The following is a 20,921-nucleotide window of genomic DNA, read 5'->3' as shown; positions in this document are numbered from 1 at the left end:
CGGGATTTCACCGATTGATTTTTGATTACACTGATTAATTGGGGGGCTGATATAATCATCAGTTTCTGAATAAAAAAAGCGTCATAAGGTTTTTGCTTATGGCGCTCTTTATTCAAGGGTTGAATCTAATCTCTGATCTCTGAAAAGAAACTAATCTCCGATCTCCAACCTCTAATCACTAACCGCTACTCCGCAATAAACGGTTCAATATGGCTTATGGCAAACATCAATTGCTCATCCTGGCTCAGGTCGGTGTTGTCTAATATAATGGCATCTTCGGCGCGGGTAAGGGGGCTTTCCTCGCGGGTGGTATCCTGGTAGTCGCGGTGTGCCAGGTTATCAAAAACCTCTTCCAAAGTAATGTTAGGGTTGGTTGGTAATAACTCTTTATAACGGCGTTCGGCCCGGATCTTTGGATCGGCAGTCATGAACAGTTTCACCTGCGCATCAGGGAACACAACGGTACCAATATCCCGGCCATCCATAATAATATTTTTGGAGCGGCCTAAACGCTGCTGCTGCCTTACCATGGCTGTGCGCACTTCTTTTATAGCTGCTACCGAGCTAACTTTGTCAGCTACGTGCATCTGGCGGATCTCTTCAGACACGTCCTCTTCATTTAAGGTAATAAAGGTTTTATAATTTTGCGTATGAAAATTAAGATGGATATTATGCAAGGCGTCCGCTATCTGGGCATGATTTTCAAGATCAATGTTATGCCTTAAAAAGTATAAGGTTACGGCACGGTACATAGCGCCGCTATCAACATAGATAAAATGAAGCTCTTTTGCTAAAGCTTTTGCCAGGGTGCTTTTCCCGCACGAAGAATAACCATCAATGGCTACTACGATATTGTTGTTCATAGAGCTGCTAAAATAGCAAATTATTAGCAAATGGCCTGATAGCGGTAACTCAATAAGGCTTATTTTTGAAGATGAATTTTACTAAAGCAGATCTTCAAAAGGAAACAAGCTACAAAACATCAAGAAGCGGCGGAAAGGGCGGGCAAAACGTAAATAAGGTTTCGAGCAAGGTTGAACTGTTATTTTCAATAGGTTCATCCGCTTTGTTTAACGATGAGGAAAAGCTGTTGTTAACCGAAAAACTGCAGAACAGGCTTAACAAAGATGGTTACGTGCAGGTAATATGCGATGAAGAGCGAAGCCAGTATCTTAATAAAGAAAAAGCAATTGAAAGGTTAACATCGCTGCTAACAAAAGCCCTTCAAAAGCCTAAAGTGCGCAAACCCACCAAAGCAAGTAAAGCTGCAAAAGCCGCAAGATTGGACAGTAAGAAAATACAGTCAGCTAAGAAAGAAAATAGGAAAATTGATTTTAGGGAATAGTTAAGCGAACTCTCTAAAGCTATGTCATTGCGCAGCGTGGCAATCGCATACTCTACAGAGTGGCAATGCTTCCGTGCGATTGCTTCGTTCCTCGCAATGACATGATGGTTCAGGTAGCGGTTCTTCTAATCACTAACCTCCAACCTCTAATCTCTTTATTTAAACCTGTAAAACCCGGTAATTGATCCCCATTGATGAGAGCGGATCATTTCTTTGGCATCTTTGGTATGGAATATCGCCGCTATATCAAACGCGAAACGGCTGGTTGTAAAAGCTACACCTACCTGCTGGCTAAATATAAACGGTTTCTTTTCTGAAACAACTTCCAGGCTGTTTGGGTCGTCATGTTTGCGGAACAGGCTGCCCTGGATGGTTGCATCATAACCAACCAAATTGGCTAAAGGCTTGTAGTAAAAAAAGATCTCGTGCTTGTGCAGTAATTTTTCCTCGCCGCCGGTTGATACCGTACTTTGGGTACTGATGGAATTAAAAAGCTGGTTAAAGTTACCTATGCGTACAAAGCCACCTGCACCTGCGCCGGTAAAACCGTTACCCAGGTTGGCATAGGAGCTAAAGCTCAGGTCAATCCATGAGGTACGGGCCAGCAGCTTATTATACTCGGCCGAAAGATTGAGCTCTACATCATTTTTGATCTGGTATTGCCAGCCGTTAAGTTTGTAAAAACCGAAAGTATTGTGAATAAGCTTCTGAACAGGTTCGCCGCCCGCAGCCGGGCCTACCAAGCCAATCTGGGTGCCAAGCTTCAGGTTACTTTCGTTTTTGTAAAGCAAGTTAAGTGTTGAACCTATATATGTATATGCAGCAAACGGCCTGTCAATATCAAAGGGACCGCGAACATAGCCCGATTGGGGGTTGAACATTTTTTGCCCTAACTCAAATCCTAAAACTTTGTTTTGAAGATCGTTTTCGGTTGGTTTAACTGTAAGCGCTTTTCGGTAATAAAAGAAAATACCATTGGTGTAATACCTGTCAGATCCCTGACCAAGGAATGAATCATTGTCAGATTGAATACCAAATTCATGACCGCGGGTTTGTGCAAATAAACAGGTAGCGCTTAACAGGCATACCAGTGTTAAAAATAGTTTATTAGGCATTGGGGTTTATATAGTATAATAGTATATATGTGCGCTAATATATAAAAAACCCGATGCAAATAAAGCAGTTATAAATTTAGGGAATGTTACAGTTTGAAATTTGGTTGATGAGAAAGAAATGAATTAGTGTTTTACTAAAATAAAACGAAATTTAAAAAGCAAAGCAAGCAACCCATAATCCCATATTTATATGAACGTGCAGCAACAAACCGAAGAGTATATTGCCAGCCAACCCGAACCCAAACGTGGTGATATGCAAACATTACATAGGCGCATACTTCAAATATTACCGGGATGTAAGCTATGGTTTGAGGATGGCAGAAACGCTGAAGGCCGGATTGTTAGCAACCCTAACGTGGGATATGGATCTTACACCATAAAATATGCTAACGGAACAACCCGGGAGTTTTTTCAGGTTGGTATGAGCGCCAACACGACGGGGATTTCTATCTACATCCTTGGTATTAAGGATAAAAAATATTTACCCCAAACATATGGAAAAGAAATAGGCAAAGCGAGCGTGACAGGGTATTGTATTAAGTTCAATAATTTGAACGATATAAATATTGATATACTTGAAGCGGCAATAAGGGATGGGGTTGAGATTACAAGTGAAAATTAAACTTCAAGCCGGGGACTCTATTTTAAGTTGGGCATTATTATGTTTTGATACTTTGTCATGAAGAGCTTCTAAAACAAAAAAGTTTTACAGCGTGTAACTGTAAAACTTTTTTGTTTTATGCCGGGAAATAGCCCCGCTTTAATTAATGGCTGTTTTTTCGTCTTCTTTAACGGTAAGATTTATTGGATTTTTAACCTTTTCGTTAAGCAGGGCCAGGGTTATCACATCTCTCATATCGGTAACGTAATGAAAGCTAAGGTCTTTGATGTAATCTTCCTTAATTTCCAGAATATCTTTTTGATTTGATTTGCACAGGATGATCTCTTTTATGTTGGCGCGTTTTGCAGCCAGGATCTTTTCTTTGATACCGCCCACAGGCAAAACCCGACCTCGGAGGGTGATCTCGCCCGTCATGGCCAAATTAGGCTTTACTTTACGCTGCGTAAATGCCGAAACCAGCGCTGTAAGCATGGTAACACCTGCCGACGGGCCATCTTTAGGGGTGGCGCCCGCAGGTACGTGTACATGCACATCCCATTGATCAAACAGTTTAGGGTTGATGTCAAAATCGGCAGCATGAGCGCGCAGGTAAGCGAGGGCTATAGTTACCGACTCCTTCATTACATCGCCCAGGCTGCCTGTAAGCGTTAAGCGGCCTTTTCCGGGGCTTAAACTGGCTTCAATAAACAGGATGTCGCCGCCTACAGAAGTCCAGGCCAGGCCCGTTACAACGCCTGCAACATCATTGCCTTCATAAAGGTCTTTATCAAAAATAGGTGCGCCCAGTATCTTTTCGATATCTTTTTTACTTACAACACTGTTGTAAGGCTCTTCCATAGCTATGTTCTTAGCCACGCCGCGCACAACCGATCCAATCTTTTTCTCCAGTGAACGTACCCCCGATTCGCGAGTATAATCAACTATCACCTTTTCGATAACATCTGCTTTAAGGCTTACATCTTTTATTTTTAAGCCATGTGCTTCGCGCTGTTTAGGCACCAGGTGTTGCTTGGCTATCTCAATTTTTTCTTCAATAGTATAGCCGTTCACTTCAATGATCTCCATCCTGTCTAACAAAGCAGGCTGGATCGTGCTCAGCGAGTTGGCGGTAGCAATAAACATTACGTTTGAAAGGTCGTAGTCCATTTCAACATAATGATCAGAAAAAGTGCCGTTTTGCTCGGGGTCAAGTACTTCAAGCAGGGCCGATGAAGGATCGCCCCTGAAATCGTTGCCTACTTTATCTATCTCATCCAAAATAAATACCGGGTTTGACGCGCCCGCCTTTTTTATCGACTGGATAATGCGACCCGGCATAGCACCAATATATGTTTTACGATGACCCCGGATCTCCGCTTCATCGCGGATTCCGCCTAATGCCATGCGCACATACTTACGGCCCAAAGCTTTGGCTATTGATTTACCTAACGATGTTTTACCAACCCCCGGAGGGCCGACCAAACAAAGTATCGGAGCTTTCATGTCGTGCTTTAATTTCAATACGGCCAGGTATTCGATAATGCGTTGTTTTACTTTATCTAAACCAAAGTGATCTTTATCAAGGATCCTTTGCGCACGCTTAAGGTCGAAGTTATCTTTGGTAAACTCGTTCCATGGTAAATCAAGCAACAGTTCAAGGTAATTGATCTGGACCGAGTAATCGGCTGCTGCGGGATTGGTACGACTCAGTTTTTCAAGCTCTTTGTTAAAATGATCTTTAACTTCTTTTGCCCATTTCTTTTTAATGCCACGCTGGCGCAGGCTCTCAATTTCCAGGTCGGGCGTATTGCCGCCCAACTCTTCCTGTATAGTTTTTAGCTGCTGGTTAAGGAAATAATCCCTTTGCTGTTTATCCAAATCGACACGTACTTTGGTCTGGATCTGGTTTTTTAATTCCAGCATTTGCAGGTCGAGCGTTAAATGCTCAAGCACAAGGTTGGCACGTTCGCGCAGGTTGGCAATTTCAAGCAGGTGTTGCTTAGCGGTCATATCAGCGTTCATATTTGATGATATGAAGTTGATCAGGAACGATGTGCTTTCGATATTGCGGATTGCGATCCCTGCTTCACTCGGGATGTTTGGCGAAAGCTGGATAATATTCATGGCCATATCCTTAATGGATGATACCATGGCTTTAAACTCTTTATCTTCCTTGATTTTTATCTCATGAAAGGGCTCAACTGTGGCTTTTATATAGGGTTCGCTCTGTACTTCTTCTTTTAAATAAAAACGTTTTTTGCCCTGGATGATAACGGTGGTGTTACCATCAGGCATTTGCAGCATTTTTATAATGAGTGCTATAGTACCAACTTTGTTAAGCTGGTTAAAAGTAGGGTCTTCAATCCCCACATCCTGTTGCGAAACCACCCCAATCATGCGGCTGCCTTTATTGGCATCGCGGATTAGTTTTATTGATTTATCCCTGCCAACTGTAATTGGGATCACAACACCCGGGAAAAGTACAGTATTGCGCAAGGGTAAAATAGGCATTACATCGGGCAGTTCCTCATTATTCATCTCTTCTTCATCTTCCGATGACATTAGCGGGAAAAATTCTGAATCCTCGTTTATAACCGGTAAAGCATTTTTAAAATCAAACGGATCGAAATTCATTATTATATTTTGTAGAATAAAACGTCATGTTGTCAGCCTGTAATATAGTATCCACTTCAATTACAGGTTAAATTGCGATTATCAATCGCACATAACAATGGTTCAAGAGCTGTGCCAAGTTACGATAATAAATAACAACAATTAATCTGGTGATTTAACGTACTGGGTATATGTTTGTTACAAATTTGTAAAACGAATTGTAAATAAATAAGATTTTATTGGTAAAGATGAAAAAAAGTCATAGTATCGCTGTGCTTAAATTATTTGTAGGTGTAAAAATTTTTACACAAAACCACAATATGGCATAATAATTTAGGGTATTAATAGTTAATATTATACCATTTTTGTTTTACCAGTAATCCGTTTAATGAAGTTATCAGTTATCCTGCCCCTTCTGATCATGTCTTCGCTCGAGTCGGCTATAGCGCAAAACGCTTATGTGCGGCTCGGCCAGCAGGCGCTTATGGATGGCGATTTCCGTTCGGCGGTGTCACACCTGGAAAAAGCGTGCATAACTGATTCAACAAATGCAAACGCTATGTGGATGCTGGGCTACTCATACTACCACAGCGATAACTACAAAAAATCGATACTGGCATATACCAAGGTAATTGCCGTAAAGCCGGCCGATGCAACAGCTTATTATTACAGGGCAAGGGCAAAAAGCTATCTCGGGAGAGACAGCCAGGCTTCAGCGGCGGATAAGGAATTGTACCTGTTAGGCGCTATTGTGGATCTTACAAAGGCCATTTCTATTAACAGCGATCTCAGGGATAACAAGTACTATCAAAACAGGGGCATAGCTTACCGCGACTACGGTATGTTTAAATTGCAGGCGACATCTCGTTTTTATGACAAAGCAAGGGGAATAAACTCGTTAAAAGCTTCAGTTGCCGATCTGGAAAAGGTACTGGCAGATAACCCGGGCCGCATGGACATTTCCGCACTGATCGATCAGTCAAAAGAGAAACTCATCCAGGCTACTACAGGGGTTAATACTTTAGTGAAGCAGCACTAAAATCAGGTTAAACTTTCTCTTTACCTTTTAGGCAGGGTTCCCTGCACCTTATAATCGTTCCGGCCCATCAATTTCACGTGTTGTGTTTTTTGGATCAGGTAAAGCGAATCGGGAAAATAACTCAATTTTTCGTTGGTTTCGTACAGCAGGTTTTTGGTGTGGTTATAGATCAGGATCCACGCCACTTTATCGCCGACTTTTTTGATAATCATGCGGCGGGTTTTAAGCTCGGGGGTACGGGCCTTATAAATAATAGCGCTATCGCTTGTACTTACTGTATAACTGTTTTTCCAGGCCGGGCGGTTAATGTCCGACTGGATAAACAAATTAAGCTCCTGGTTCCAGTTGCCAATGTGTACTACTTTGGTTTCGGTAACGCCATTGTGGGTAACCGTTTTGTTTACCGCGGGGTTTAACCTGGTAAGCCGTGCCGAATCGGCCCTGAAAAATTCTTTCAGGTCAAAGTAAACCAGTTTGGCACCGCTTTGCCTGTTATCGGGCCGGCAGGAATACAAATTTGCTATTAACAATAAAAAGCCGCCCATCAGGGCGGCTTTGCTTATGTTTTTTGGATTACACCAATACATTACCAGTCATTTCGGGAGGGATGGCAACACCTAATATACTTAATATGGTTGGCGCCACATCGCCCAGTTTTCCGTCTTTTACTTCTTTTACATCTTTGTCAATCACGATACATGGTACCAGGTTGGTAGTATGTGCCGTATTGGGCGACCCATCTTCGTTGATCATGTAATCGGCATTGCCATGGTCGGCCAGGATAATAAACGAATAGCCATTGGCCAAACCTGCTTCAACAACAGCTTTGGTGCAGCTGTCGGCAGTTTCGGCTGCTTTAACCACCGCGCTGAAAACACCGGTATGGCCAACCATGTCGGTATTGGCAAAGTTAAGGCAAACAAAATCAGGCCAGCCGGTTTCCAGCTCAGGGATAATGGCATCACGGATGCCCGCAGCGCTCATTTCTGGCTGAAGATCATAAGTAGCCACTTTTGGTGATGGTACTAATAAACGTTTTTCGTTATCAAATTCTTTTTCGCGCCCACCCGAAAAGAAGAAGGTTACGTGAGGATATTTTTCGGTTTCGGCAATCCTGATCTGTGATTTACCTGCGTTTTGCAGGATCTCGCCCAAAGTTTTGGTCAGATCTTCCTTGTTGAAAACAACCTGAACATTCTTAAACGTTTCATCATATGGTGTCATGGTGATGTAACGGATATCCAGCGGGTGTAAATTATATTCAGGGAATGATTTTTGAGTTAGAGCAATACTGATCTCTCGGCCCCTGTCAGTACGGAAGTTAAAGCAGATCACCACATCGCCATCTTTAATCACGGCTAAAGGTTTTCCTGCGTCATCAACAGCAACTATTGGTTTTACAAACTCATCGGTAACATCCTCAAGGTATGAATGCTTGATTAAATCGGTAACGTTTTGAGTTGGTGCACCTACACCGTTTACCAACAGGTCATAAGCCAGTTTAACGCGCTCCCAGCGGTTATCACGATCCATAGCATAGTAACGGCCGATGGCAGAGGCTATTTTAGCGCCGGTACCTGCAATATGCTCTTCAAGTTCGGTAACAAAGCCCAAACCCGATTTAGGGTCGGTATCGCGGCCATCTAAAAAGGCATGGATGTATACATTGTTAACATCCAGTTGTTTAGCGGCATCGCAAAGGCCTTTCACATGCCTGATGTGCGAATGTACACCACCGTCAGATACTAAACCGATAAAGTGTACATCTTTATTATTTTGTTTCGCGTATTCAAACGCATCTTTCAATACAGGGATAGTTGGCAGCTCATTGTCATCAACTGCCTTATGAATGCGGCCAAGTTCCTGGTAAACCACGCGGCCTGCACCAAGGTTCATGTGACCAACTTCCGAATTGCCCATTTGCCCGGCAGGTAAGCCTACTGCTGTTCCTGAAGCTTCAAGCTTTGAATTTGGATATTGCTTAAGCAGGCCATCAACAAAAGGAGTATTGGCAGCCAGTATAGCGTTTGATTGATCGTTGCGGCCATAACCCCAGCCATCAAGTATTATTAGTGCGAGTTTCTTTTTGTTTTCCACAATGCAAATATAAAGGCAACTGGGTACTTTATATATAATTTTTTAATTTAGGTTAGCAGCCTGAAATAAAACTTAAATTATACTGTTAGTGTTTATTATACAGTTTAATGAACATAGCTTTTTAGTTTATTAAAAAACGAGTAAACACTTAACCGCTATTTGTAACTTTAGCACCCATTAGTACGTTATTATTGTATGAAATTAATATACCTGCCGTCGTTTATTTTTTTACTGCTGCTCCCATATGCCTCAACGGCAGATGCTATAGATAACGTAGCCAATCTTTTAAAAACAGGTAATACTAAAGAGCTTTCCAAACTATTTGCCAATAATGTGGAGATCACCATTATGGAAGACGAGAATGTTTATTCGCAAAACCAGGCCACGGTTATACTGGATAAGTTCTTCGCAAGGAATAAGCCTAAAGGTATTAAGCTGTTACATAAAATAAATTCGGGGGGTAATTATCATTTCGGTGTTTATATTTTGAGTACCGATAAGGGCGAATTTCGGGTCGCCATCACGCTCAAGGATGCAGGCAAAGGCACCAATGTTGTCGAATTAAAAATTGAAGACGAAAAGGTAAAATGACTTAGTTCATGGATCATGGTTAATGGTTCATAGCACCTGTTTGGAGCTGAACCGTTTTCATAGTCAGAGATTTGCCATGAACCATGGACAATGAACCATTATCTTTACCGTAATCAATCCCCTCCATTTAAAAATTGTTGTTACTTTTGACACTCAAAAAGTACACAATTGGATAAAGAACTCATACACCAGTTTATAAATAATGCTTTAAGTGAGGATGTGGGCGATGGCGACCATACCTCGCTTTCAACTATCCCGGCCGACGCTACCGGCAAAGCAAAACTTTTAGTTAAGGACGAAGGAATACTGGCCGGTGTTGAGCTGGCCGCCGAAATATTTCATGTGGTTGATCCAAACCTTAAACTTAACGTGTTTTTGCAGGACGGAGCCCCGGTTAAATATAACGACATAGCTTTTGAGGTTGAGGGCAATTCGCGCAGCATTTTGACCGCCGAGCGTTTGGTACTAAATTGTATGCAGCGTATGTCGGGAATTGCTACAAAAACCAGGCAGATAGTTGATTTGCTGAAAGGGACTAATACTAAAGTTTTAGATACCCGTAAAACCACACCGGGGCTTCGTTATCTCGAAAAATGGGCGGTACGCATAGGCGGAGGCGTAAACCACAGGTTTGGTTTGTACGATATGATCCTGATTAAGGATAACCATGTGGACTATGCCGGCGGAATAAGGCAAGCTATTGAAAGTGCTAATCAATATTTAACCGACAATGGGAAAAAACTTGCTATTGAAATTGAGGTGCGAAACCTTGATGAACTGGAGCAGGTTTTACAAACCGGCCGGGTTAACCGCATACTGCTTGATAATTTCAATTTTGATGACCTGCGGCAGGCTGTTGGTATAATACAAGGGCGTTATATTACCGAAGCTTCGGGCGGTATCACCATTGATAATATACGTGAATATGCCGATTGCGGGGTCGATTATATTTCTGTCGGGGCGCTTACTCATTCGGTTAAAAGCCTTGACCTTAGCCTGAAAGCCGTAAAATAGGGTAATTAAAATATCAAATAACACATTGTTAAACAAAGTTTAGTGGTAAAAGCGCTATGATTAAAACGCTTTTACCGCTTCAATTTTGTAATATTGCAGGAGAATGATAACCGTTTACTCTGTTACAGCACTTATAATGGCTTATCTGTGCGGCTCAATACCTACGGCTGTTTGGATTGGTATGGCTTTTTACAATGTGGATGTACGCGAGTACGGAAGCGGTAATGCAGGTGCTACAAATACTTTTCGTGTGCTTGGTAAAAAGGCGGGCATCCCCGTGATGCTGCTTGATATATTTAAAGGCTGGGCAGCAACAAACTTCGCTTATTTCATTGGTGCATCTGCTACAGGTGCTATCAATTCAACCGCATACACTAATTATGAACTGGCCTTAGGGATAGCGGCAGTTATGGGCCATCTGTTCCCTATTTTTGCAGGTTTCAGAGGCGGCAAGGGCGTAGCAACTTTGTTTGGAATGATTTTGGCTATACATTTTCATGCCGCCTTATTATGTATAGTGGTTTTTATAACGGTGTTACTGATCTCAAAATATGTGTCGCTTAGCTCAATTGCAGCTGCCTTTACTTACCCTATAGGCGTTACATTTGTTTTTCCGACACCTATACGGTCTATAGTAATTTATGGCATGTGTATTTGTGTGCTTGTGCTGGTAACCCACCAAAAAAACATTGAACGCTTAATAAGAGGCAAAGAATCGAAAGTTAATTTTTTTAAGAAGAAAACAACAGCTGCCTAATCACCATGAAAAAGTTTAAACCTTTATTAGTCCTGATAGCCATCATGGCTGTCTTTTCCTGTTCAACTGTGCCACTAACCGGCCGTAAACAGTTAAGCCTTGTTGGCGATGCCGAAGTGAACCAGTCGGCAGCGGCAAGCTATAAGCAACTGCTTTCCGACCCTAAAACTAAAGTGGTGGCCAGCGGTGCCGATGCGCAACGTGTTAAAACCATTGGTAACAGACTGGCTGTAGCCATTGAAAAATACCTCAAAGAAAACGGTTATGGCGATCAGTATAGCTTTAATTGGGAGTTTAACCTGATCCAAAGTAGCGAGGTTAACGCCTGGTGTATGCCCGGCGGTAAAGTTGCGGTTTACAGCGGGTTATTACCTGTAGCTAATACCGATGCCTACCTTGCCGTAGTTATGGGCCACGAAATAGGTCACGCTATTGCCCGTCACTCAGCTGAGCGCATCTCGCAGGAGATGTTGGTACAAGGGGGCGGACAATTGGTAGGAGCGGCGACAAGCCAGCAGTCGCAGGCTACACAAACCGCCATAAGTACTTTATATGGTGTTGGAAGCCAGCTGAAACTGTTGGCCTATTCCCGTAAACAGGAATCAGAAGCCGACCGTTTAGGTTTAACCTTTATGGCTATGGCCGGTTATGACCCGCACAATGCCATTGCCTTTTGGCAACGTATGGCAGCCCAAAACAAAGGTGGGGCACCGCCTGAATTTTTAAGCACTCACCCTGCCGATGCTACGCGTATTGCCGATATCCAGAACCTCATACCCGAGGCCATGAAATATTATAAAAAATATTAATCATTTTAGTGGATCCCGCCCGTAAAAAAGGCGGGATTCTTCTTTTTATGGCTAAAAGCGAATTTTTAAAAGCCCAGTGGAAAAACCTTGTAATGCTAAATTACGAGGTTGATGCTGCAATATTAAAACCTTATACGCCGGCAGGCACGGTGCTCGACCTTTGGGAAGGAAAAGCGCTGGTAAGTATGGTTGGTTTCATGTTTTCGGATACCCGGGTACTGGGCATTAAATGGCCCGGGCATGTAAACTTTGAAGAAGTTAACCTGCGGTTTTACGTGCGATACTTTAATGGTACCGAATGGAAGCGCGGCGCTGTTTTTATAAGCGAAATAGTGCCTAAAAGCATGATTGCGCTCATTGCCAACAATCTTTATAAGGAACATTATCGCGCCCTGCCCATGCGGAGCTCTATAACCGCGACAACAGATAACCATACCCGATTTTTATACGAATGGAAACTTAACGGGCGCTGGAACAAGCTTGGCGCTACGGCAAGCGACACCCTGGTTGATATTAAGCCCGGCAGCCCGGAAGAGTTTATTTTAGAACATTACTGGGGATACAACGGTTTAAGTGAAATAAAAACAATGGAGTACCAGGTTGAGCATGTTTCATGGCAAACGGGTTTGGTGCGCGACTATGTTTTTGATGCTGATGTTGCCGCACTCTATGGTGATGCATTTAAGCCGTTTTTGGAAAAAGAGCCGGGTTCTGCTTTTTATGCGGTCGGTTCGGATATCAGCGTACGAATGGGGGAGAAGATAGTGGTGGGGAAGTAAAGAATTATGCTTCGAGTCTTTATGGTAAACCTATGGAGGTGAATTATTAAGCATGACGATCTGCCCCAGAGGGGCAAAAGGTTTGTAGAAAAATAAATGCCCCTCCTTTTATAGCCGCAGAGGGGCTGAACAAAGCCCACAAGTTAATTATTGAGGCAATTTAAAGATATATTGTTCGTCAAATTCGATATTGAAATCATTTAGTATTTTCCTGTATTCGTCTAAAAATGTAATTTTTCGATGATGCTCTTGCTGGTTTGCTATGTAGTTTACCACCTTATCAATTTGTGACCTGCTATTACTAAAAGCTCCATATCCTTCCTGCCACTGAAATCCGCCATTGGCTAATTTTTGTTTATTAATCCATTCGGATGAGTCGCTTTTTATGATGCGCACAACTTCAGAAATAGATTGATTGGGATTTAATCCGATAAATAAATGCAGATGATCAGGCACATTGTTGATAGCAATTAGTTTATGCCCCTGGTTTTGAACAATTGAGGTTATATACATTCTTAGCCGTTCGGCCCATGTTTCCTCAATTAATGCCAGTCGATATTTTACGGCAAAAACAACGTGGACATACAATTGCGAATAGGTGTTATTACTTGCCATCCTTAGTGGTCAGGTTCGTTAAGTTGATCACCTCTGGTGCTCTAATCAAATTTACATTATTTTTCTACAAACCTTTTGCCCCTCTGGGGCAGCCTGTCAATTTCTTAAATTTAAGTTAATGATATCGCTTGTAGCAGTAATCTGATCCGTTCCGAGTTAGCTGTGCTGTTAACCCTTATTAAAGCAGCTATGATTAAATAATCCCCCATCACCCCGTCGTCAAAAAAAATAATCAGTTCATTAATAATCACGTTGTTTGCTATTTTTGCCACCCATACAATTTTTGATACATGGCAAATTACAGCAACCGCATTGCACAGTTAAAAAACGAGATCCAGCCTTTACGCGATCAGCTTATCAATCACGAGCTTTATAAAAATATTACATCGCTTGATGAGCTTACCGTTTTTATGGAGCATCATGTGTTTGCTGTTTGGGATTTTATGTCGTTGTTAAAAGCTTTGCAGCAAAAGCTTACCTGCACTGTTACCCCCTGGATGCCAACCGGGAACGCCAATACCCGTTATCTTATTAATGAAATTGTTGCGGGCGAAGAAAGCGATATTGATGAACAGGGAAACCGTGCAAGCCATTTCGAACTTTATCTGCGTGCCATGCAGCAAGCGGGGAGTACCGCCGAAGGCATCAATAACCTGTTTAATGAATTAAACTTCGGTAAGCATATTGATGAAGCGCTGATCATAGCCAATATTCCTGTTGCCGCCCGCAATTTTGTGCAGCACACATTTGATGTTATCGATACCAATAAAGATCATCTGCAAGCTGCAGTATTCACCTTTGGCCGCGAAGACCTGATTCCGGATATGTTTGTAAGCATAGTAAAAGAGCTGAGCCAACAATTGCCGGGTAAGGTTGATATATTGTTATACTATCTTGAGCGCCATATAGAAGTTGACGGCGACCATCATTCCCAACTGGCCTATCAAATGACTGCCGAACTTTGCGGCGATGATGACAGCAAATGGGCCGAAGCGATTGTTGCTGTTAAAGAAGCATTACAGGTGCGCATTGCACTTTGGGATGGGATTTTGGAAGCGATTAAAGTACAGGAAATAAGTTCCCTTTAACCATATACCGATAGAAAAGGTTATTTCGACAGCGCATGGTTGGAGATTTTTCTTTCGGCTCCTAACGCCCGTTCTTGTCCCAGCTCTATCGGTTTGCTATCGTAGTATACAAAAACACCGCCGACTCTCCCAATATTACCTGGTCGCCTTCGCTTAGGGGGTGGCCAATTTGAGTGGAATTGAGTTTGATCATTTTGCCATCGGCCGCGATATGGATCTTGGTTTTATTGCGCGGGGGCACGCCGCCTTCATCAGCAAAGATCATGAAGCGCTCGCTTTCGCCGTCCCATTCAATATGGGCATGCTGCCTGCTGATGTATTTATTACTTTCGTCCCTGCTCTCTCCCGGAAAAACAAATTGATTTAGCCTGAACGATCCATTTTCGGTAACGGACTTTTTATCCCTCCCGATGTAGAGTTTGGGGTCAGTAGCTTTGATCAGGTATTCTTCTTTTTCGGCCTCACCGCTCAGGATGCGTAAATAGGCTGTAAAGGAAGCTGCATTGTGTGCAACCTGCTTGCGGGTATTCATGATAAAGGCGGCGTCCAGATCAGGGATCCTTTTCGCTTCCGCCGGGAGTTCTTCCGTGAACTCGACGTCCAGCGTCCAGTCGGGGGGCAAATTGATGTCAAAGTCATCGGCTATTTTTTGAACCTCGTTTTTGAAAAGCGCTTTATCATGTACATAAACCGCGCCTTCATAAATAGGCTTATCCTCGGCATCGGCAACTATAAAAAGCTTCAGCTCTTTGATATGGCCGCCTTCTCCACCTTCTATCTTTTGTAACGATTCTTTAATGAAACGTAATATAGCCTCACGTAAGCTTTTTACATCCCAGGGTTGTTTTTCGCCGCTTCTTTTAAATAAACTAAATGCCATTTGCTTTTCCTTTCTGCTTAAACACTATTCTTCGGTAGTAGTTTCCGTTTCCATGCTTTTTATATAACCTTTTTTCAGCAGGAAAGGGATCACATGATTGCCGGCCAGGTGTACCGCGTCTGATGATCCGCGGGTTGATTCTACCCGGATACAAACCACCAAATAGCCGCTGCCTTTTTCTTTTGGTGCAAAGAAAACATACCAGCCGTCGTTAACACTCTGGTTCCTTACAATACGTTCCGGCGTACCGGTTTTACCTGCTACCTTGATGCCTAATATAGGCGTTTTAGGCGCGCTTTGCTCAATCATATATTGTTTTAACAAAGCAGCATAACGCGGATCTTCGGCCAGCTTGATGCCGCTTTTTACAGCCACTGTTGAATCGGCAATTTTTAGCGCGTACCTGTTGGGCAGTAACATACCGTCATTAGCCACGCCCGATACCAGCCTTGCTACCGCCGCGGGGGTAGCAATCAGTTCGCCCTGCCCCCAGGCCATACCCGAAATACCTTTAGCCCTTGTTTTATGGATATTGTTAGGATCGTACCGTGGTTTGGTATTAAATTCGGTTTTACGCCATAAGGTGCGCCATTTATCTTCCTGGGTGGCGTTCAACACCGGTTTATTATAATAGTAACCGCCTACACCATGTAAAAACATCCCTGTTTTAAGGTACAATGTTGCCATGTACTCTTCCAGGTGTTCCTGGTTGGCCAGTTTAATAAAATATACGTTGTTTGATTTGGCAATGGCGCGCTCCATGGTGATCATCCCGGTTTCGTCGGGCTCGATGCCCTTGGTACGGATCCGCTCCTGAGTGCTTACATGATATTGTATTGCAGATGCAGCGATGCCTAATTTATTAAATGCCGACATCGCCGTTAAAACTTTAGCCGTTGAACCAGGCTGACTGGCATAGGTAAAACCCAGATCGGTAGTGGTTAACCAGGTGGCCAGTTTATTCTGATCGGCCAGTGGCATAGTCAGCTGGTCCCAGTTGTGCACAGGAGGCAGCGGGTATTGTGCCGATGTAAGCACATCGCCGGTGTTGGATTCCATGATAACTACCGAAACCCTGTTATCATACAGCGAAGTATCGGAAGCGATAGATTGCTGAATACTGGTTTGCAGATCGGCATCCATCGTAAGCTTTACATCGCGGTTTTTGTTTTTGAAAGCTTCTACTTCAGGGCCGTTGATATCACTTACAAGGAGATTGGCCAAAGCGCTGTAGTCTTTTTTAGCTACAGTCATTTCTTTCATTCCGCGGGGCAGGAACCGGTCTTCCTGGTAACGTGATGCCTTTACATTATAATTGGTAATAGGCATATGAAACCCGCGAAGTTCGGCGGCATGCTCATACTCGGCAAAATAACCGTTGGTGCTGCCATTAAATACCCCGGTGTTTTGATCGCCCGTCCAAAAAAACGTTTGTTCTTCAAAAGGATAAAACCTGTCCAGTCGCTTATGCATAGCCGAATCCAGGTCATAATGCAGCATGCCCGAAGCGCTTAATTTGTTCTTTTGTTTTTCGATAAGTTCGGGTTTGCTGGTAGCCAGGATAAGGCCGTTACGGTCATATATAGTACCGGCCTGCAACCTGTTCATTAATATAGCGATACGCGGGTTGTAGCTAAACATCCGCAGACCGCTTTTATCGGCAACCAAAGCAGGCTTTACAACCCATTGCTTATTATCTGTTGTGTAACGAGATACATTCACCACCAATAATACCACTCCGGCAAGCGCGGCTGCCAATGCAGGTACCAGGTTTTTATCCTGCTGTTTGGTAATATAATCCATTTGCACCGCTGTGCCCCTTACTGATGAGACCGACAGCAGGAAGCCCGCAGCCAGCAGATTTATTACCAATGATGAGCCGCCATAACTTTCAAAAGGAAGGGAAACGCCGGATAATGGCAATGCCCCGATAGAGCCGCCCGCAATAAGCAAAAACTGCACAAAGGTACATACCCCGATACCTGCACTTAGGTAAAACAGCAGGGGCATCCCCGTTTGCCTGCCTATGATGATGGAGCGGTGCAGGTACAACAAAAACAAGATGAACACCGCGGCCATGCCAGCCCAGCCAAACTCTTCGCCGATGGATGGCAATATCATATCGGTATGTGCTTCGGGGATAGTTTTGGCAAAGCCCTGACCAACACCTTGTCCGCTTACCCCTCCACTGGCCATGGCCCAAAGTCCGTTAGCTACCTGGTCGCCGCCGTAAACTTCATTATTCCAGGCGTCCTGCCAAATGGCCTTACGCTCAACCAGGCGTTCCACCGGACCGGGGATAATTTTATCAAGACCGGGAATTTTATCGATGGTTAAAAAAGCAGTGATCACTACGAGCGCCATAATGGCCGATTCACTCAACCTCCTCCGCCTGAAAAATACTACGCTCCCAAGCGAAAAAAATGTGATGCCCGCGCTAAGCCATATATTATCAAAAAACCAGGTAGTGAGCACAAATAGCACCACAAAACCCGCCATATACAGGAAATCGCCGCGTGAAAAAGAGAACAGGATGATGAACGTAAAACAGATCACCATGGCCGGCCCCAGATCGCCCAAAACTAAAAACAGCAGCAGGGTTATTATTGTGGCGATAAGTGCAAAAGAAAAGAACGACCAGCGCTTGCTCCAGCTGGCGTATTGACTGATGAATTTTTCGTTGGTGGCAAAAAATCCGGCAAGGAAAATAACAATGAGGTATTTTACAATTTCGCTTGGCTGAAAACCCAGCAGGTTAACTTTTACACCGCTACCCTCGGGGCCGGTACCAAACAAGATGGTGGAAAACAGGATGCCCATGGCAACAATAGCCCAGGGCCAGCCGTTGGCAGCGCTCCTGCTCCATTTAAAAACAAGCAGCCGGTAAAAGCCCGAGTCGGGGTTAAGGCGGCGAAGGTTAAATAGCTGAATGATGCAGATCCCCGCCATGCCGATGCCCAAATAAACAAGCGTATCTTTAGCCAGGAACCTATCGCGCAGTGGGTCTTGCAGGCTTAAAAGCGTAAGGAATGAGATACCGGTAAGCATCATGACCAGGGGTAAAATGATCTGATCTGCATTAGGATACCGGGCGCTGAGTAACAGGTGTACGATGATAAAGCTTGCAAAAAAGCTTCCGGCTATGATCCAGTACCACATGTTAAACTCCTCCTGGTAGCGCACAATAAAAGCACCCTCTTTTTTCAGGATGTTAAAATCGCGGGTAGAGAGCAGCTTGATACTATGAGGTGCCTGGCTAAATTTAAAGGTTACGTCTTTGTCTAGTTCGTCAACGCCCTGCGAGCGGCCAAACTCAAAACCCGGCTGCATGGGCAATACAGAAAATGCTTTGCCGGTTGGCAATTTGGCAAATACAAACCGCCCTTGCTCATCGGTACGGGCAAAAGCTGTTAGTGACTGCAGTACCTTCTTTTTCTGATCGTTAAGTACATACAGTTTTTTGTATGATGAGGCATTTTCTGAAAAAGATGTTTTTGCTCCCGTTTCTTCATCACTGAAGATACTATCACGGGGCAAAATCATGGTGAGCTTTACCAGTACACCGGGCACTGGTTCGCCTTTGTGGGCTATGGTGCCTTTAATGCTGTATTCGCCAAGGTTGAGATCGGTTTGGGCACCCAAAGCAGGAGGATTTTTCAATTCCTGTTCAAAGCGGATGGAATCATCGCCGGTATAGCCTAAAAGCGTGCGGGACGTAAGTACTCGTTTCTTGAAAGTTTCACCGCCTTTTTCAAAGGCCTCGTCGGCATTTACGTAGTATTTGCGTTTGTTAAGCTCGCCGGTATTATCTACCAGGTCGCCGGTTGTTTTACGCGATGCTATTACCGATTCAATGTAATCAACATCCTTCGGATCATCGAAATAATAACCCTTTTTAAGCAGCGCCTTTACGTTTTGAGCGGTATTGGGCGAGTTAAGATTTACGATGGTACCATCCTTCAGGCGCTTATCAACATCAGTGAACTTAAGTTGCAATACGCTGAAAAGCTTCACAAATAAAACGGCCAGCAATATGCCTGTAAGCAACAGGAACAGCCGTTCCATTCTCCTGCCGGGTACTTTGGGATTTTCCTGGGCCATTTATCAGTGGGTAGCTTTAGTTGGAACAGAATCAGTTTTGAACATGCTGCCAAACAATCTGCCCGAGATGTATTTTTTATTAGGGAACATGTACAATGCCTGGACCGGTGTTAAGCAGTTATTAAACTGCACATTTTTTAGCACCAGGGCATCGTTGTGTGTAATAATGGCCGTGCGGAAGCCGTCAAAAGCAACGCTATCCAACACTACATATTTACAATTAGCAGCCAGCACAATTGCCGGGCCTGAGTAAGTGGAATCTTTTTTGAATACGACGACACCCTTTGTTTTAATATACAGGCTATCCTTATTGATATGCAGCGTATCGCTCAGCACAATAGGCTGCTGAAAATCAGCTGCCGAAAGTAACAGCGTATGGCCTTTTAATTTGTTAATAGTATCCTGGAGCTTGAGCTCCACCGCATTTTTAATGTGCTGAGCTACCAACGTATCTGTTTTTTTAGGAATAGCAGCCTGATCGGCATTCTTTTTAAACTGCCAGATAAATCCGCCTAAAAAAATAAAGCACAGCAGGGTGAGTATAGCCACGGTACCGCCATTGCCTTTGGTTTTCACCACAGGATCAGGCTCTTCCTGCCTTTTTACCGGGGCGGGCGTAATTGCTTCCGGCTGTTCGGCAGCTTTTACAGCAGCCACCACTGGTTTTGTGGCGCTGTGTTGCTTGCGCTCCTTATCGTTATGTACCAGTACTACGGTCACATTATCTTTTCCACCACGGTTATTGGCTGCATCAATCAGTTTTTTACCTTTTTCGGGCAGGTTATCGCTGTTGGTAAGGATATTGGTGATCTTGCTTTTATCAACAAGGTCGGTTAAGCCGTCGCTGCAAATGAGCAGGATATCGCCCGGCAAAAAGGGTGAGTTACCTGTCTCTACAAAATCGGGGTCCTGGCCTATCTGCCCGGCAAAGCCAAGCGCTTTATTAATTTCATTGCGTTTGGGATGATCCATGGCTGCTTCCTCGGTTAGCCGGCCCGAATCTTCCAGGAAGCCCACAAAAGAGTGATCTTTCGAGATCTTGATCAGCGAATAATCTCGCAGCAGGTACAGGCGGGTATCCCCAACGTGGGCATAATAAAATTTATTGTTGATCATATCAACCACGGCCAGTGTAAGCACACAGGCCATGTTTTCAAGATCTTTGTTCTGTACTTTTTCGTCGTAGATCCGTTGATTGGCAATGGTAAACGTATTTACCAATAGCGGCACAATATCGCCGGCTATATATTGCAATTGCTCCAGGATGGTGGCGCGGGCAATTTCGGCAGCTATTTCGCCGCCGGCATAACCGCCAACCCCATCAACCACACAGGCAATGATAAAATTACCATCACCAGATTTTTCGGCAATAAAAACGTCCTCGTTATTTTGCCTTTGCCTACCGGTATCTGTTATCCCGAAAAAATTATTTGCCATGGTTTTAACTGGATTTTTTTATGTCGATAAAATGAGCTAC

The 20,921-nt window shown here is 43.7% G+C and carries 18 protein-coding genes; 9 read left to right on the top strand and 9 right to left on the bottom strand.

Annotated features, from left to right (window positions below; translation table 11 throughout):
- Nucleotides 1-185 precede the first annotated feature (185 nt).
- A complete protein-coding gene (gene cmk, locus ACEN82_RS18730) occupies nt 186-863 on the bottom strand; it encodes a (d)CMP kinase (protein ID WP_413322586.1) in 678 nt (225 codons plus the stop codon).
- Between the two features lie 71 nt (nt 864-934).
- On the opposite strand from cmk, the gene arfB reads away from it, so the two are divergent.
- Nucleotides 935-1,345, top strand: a complete 411-nt coding sequence (gene arfB, locus ACEN82_RS18725; protein WP_413322585.1) for an alternative ribosome rescue aminoacyl-tRNA hydrolase ArfB — start codon at nt 935-937, stop codon at nt 1,343-1,345.
- Between the two features lie 155 nt (nt 1,346-1,500).
- Here the strand turns inward: arfB and ACEN82_RS18720 are convergent, their stop codons facing one another.
- Complete coding sequence (locus ACEN82_RS18720; RefSeq protein ID WP_413322584.1) at nt 1,501-2,460, bottom strand: lipid A deacylase LpxR family protein; 960 nt, start codon at nt 2,458-2,460, stop codon at nt 1,501-1,503.
- Between the two features lie 190 nt (nt 2,461-2,650).
- On the opposite strand from ACEN82_RS18720, the gene ACEN82_RS18715 reads away from it, so the two are divergent.
- On the top strand, nt 2,651-3,082 hold the full coding sequence (locus ACEN82_RS18715) for a hypothetical protein (protein ID WP_413322583.1): 432 nt from the start codon (nt 2,651-2,653) through the stop codon (nt 3,080-3,082).
- Nucleotides 3,083-3,220: 138 nt separating this feature from the next.
- Here ACEN82_RS18715 and lon read toward each other — a convergent pair whose 3' ends face one another.
- A complete protein-coding gene (gene lon / locus ACEN82_RS18710; protein ID WP_090531869.1) occupies nt 3,221-5,695 on the bottom strand; it encodes an endopeptidase La in 2,475 nt (824 codons plus the stop codon).
- Between the two features lie 367 nt (nt 5,696-6,062).
- Here lon and ACEN82_RS18705 point away from each other — a divergent pair, with 367 nt between their 5' ends.
- Nucleotides 6,063-6,713, top strand: a complete 651-nt coding sequence (locus ACEN82_RS18705; RefSeq protein WP_090531867.1) for a tetratricopeptide repeat protein — start codon at nt 6,063-6,065, stop codon at nt 6,711-6,713.
- 20 nt (nt 6,714-6,733) lie between these two features.
- Here ACEN82_RS18705 and ACEN82_RS18700 read toward each other — a convergent pair whose 3' ends face one another.
- Both ACEN82_RS18700 and gpmI read right to left on the bottom strand, forming a co-directional pair.
- Nucleotides 6,734-7,258 carry a hypothetical protein gene (locus ACEN82_RS18700; RefSeq protein WP_413322582.1) on the bottom strand — a complete coding sequence of 175 codons (525 nt, stop codon included), beginning with the start codon at nt 7,256-7,258 and terminating at the stop codon, nt 6,734-6,736.
- Between the two features lie 28 nt (nt 7,259-7,286).
- Nucleotides 7,287-8,810 (bottom strand): 2,3-bisphosphoglycerate-independent phosphoglycerate mutase, encoded by a 1,524-nt coding sequence (gpmI, locus tag ACEN82_RS18695; protein WP_413322581.1) that lies wholly within the window; start codon nt 8,808-8,810, stop codon nt 7,287-7,289.
- Nucleotides 8,811-9,005: 195 nt separating this feature from the next.
- On the opposite strand from gpmI, the gene ACEN82_RS18690 reads away from it, so the two are divergent.
- From ACEN82_RS18690 to ACEN82_RS18670, 5 genes are all read left to right on the top strand, one after another.
- Nucleotides 9,006-9,401 (top strand): DUF4783 domain-containing protein, encoded by a 396-nt coding sequence (locus ACEN82_RS18690; RefSeq protein WP_495643994.1) that lies wholly within the window; start codon nt 9,006-9,008, stop codon nt 9,399-9,401.
- A gap of 168 nt (nt 9,402-9,569) precedes the next feature.
- On the top strand, nt 9,570-10,415 hold the full coding sequence (gene nadC, locus ACEN82_RS18685; RefSeq protein WP_413322579.1) for a carboxylating nicotinate-nucleotide diphosphorylase: 846 nt from the start codon (nt 9,570-9,572) through the stop codon (nt 10,413-10,415).
- 103 nt (nt 10,416-10,518) lie between these two features.
- The gene (plsY, locus tag ACEN82_RS18680) at nt 10,519-11,172 is read left to right on the top strand and encodes a glycerol-3-phosphate 1-O-acyltransferase PlsY (protein WP_090531854.1); all 654 of its coding nucleotides are present in this window, start codon (nt 10,519-10,521) and stop codon (nt 11,170-11,172) included.
- 5 nt (nt 11,173-11,177) lie between these two features.
- On the top strand, nt 11,178-11,981 hold the full coding sequence (locus ACEN82_RS18675; protein WP_091172486.1) for a M48 family metallopeptidase: 804 nt from the start codon (nt 11,178-11,180) through the stop codon (nt 11,979-11,981).
- A 47-nt stretch (nt 11,982-12,028) separates the two neighbouring features.
- A complete protein-coding gene (locus ACEN82_RS18670; RefSeq protein ID WP_413322578.1) occupies nt 12,029-12,760 on the top strand; it encodes a YqjF family protein in 732 nt (243 codons plus the stop codon).
- Between the two features lie 147 nt (nt 12,761-12,907).
- Here ACEN82_RS18670 and tnpA read toward each other — a convergent pair whose 3' ends face one another.
- Nucleotides 12,908-13,375 (bottom strand): IS200/IS605 family transposase, encoded by a 468-nt coding sequence (tnpA, locus tag ACEN82_RS18665; RefSeq protein WP_413321675.1) that lies wholly within the window; start codon nt 13,373-13,375, stop codon nt 12,908-12,910.
- 290 nt (nt 13,376-13,665) lie between these two features.
- Between tnpA and ACEN82_RS18660 the strand changes: the two genes are divergently transcribed.
- A complete protein-coding gene (locus ACEN82_RS18660) occupies nt 13,666-14,463 on the top strand; it encodes a DUF3050 domain-containing protein (RefSeq protein WP_413321674.1) in 798 nt (265 codons plus the stop codon).
- A gap of 85 nt (nt 14,464-14,548) precedes the next feature.
- On the opposite strand, the gene ACEN82_RS18655 is transcribed toward ACEN82_RS18660, so the two are convergent.
- The 3 genes from ACEN82_RS18655 to ACEN82_RS18645 are packed head-to-tail and all read right to left on the bottom strand — an operon-like array spanning nt 14,549 to nt 20,881.
- Complete coding sequence (locus ACEN82_RS18655) at nt 14,549-15,343, bottom strand: FHA domain-containing protein (RefSeq protein ID WP_112654774.1); 795 nt, start codon at nt 15,341-15,343, stop codon at nt 14,549-14,551.
- Nucleotides 15,344-15,367: 24 nt separating this feature from the next.
- Nucleotides 15,368-19,444, bottom strand: coding sequence for an FtsW/RodA/SpoVE family cell cycle protein (locus ACEN82_RS18650; protein ID WP_413321673.1), 4,077 nt, complete (start codon nt 19,442-19,444; stop codon nt 15,368-15,370).
- A 3-nt stretch (nt 19,445-19,447) separates the two neighbouring features.
- Complete coding sequence (locus ACEN82_RS18645) at nt 19,448-20,881, bottom strand: protein phosphatase 2C domain-containing protein (protein WP_413321672.1); 1,434 nt, start codon at nt 20,879-20,881, stop codon at nt 19,448-19,450.
- Nucleotides 20,882-20,921: the final 40 nt, after the last annotated feature.

The sequence above is a fragment of the Mucilaginibacter sp. Mucisp73 genome, assembly GCF_059491465.1.
This window is presented reverse-complemented; position numbering and strand designations above follow the sequence as displayed.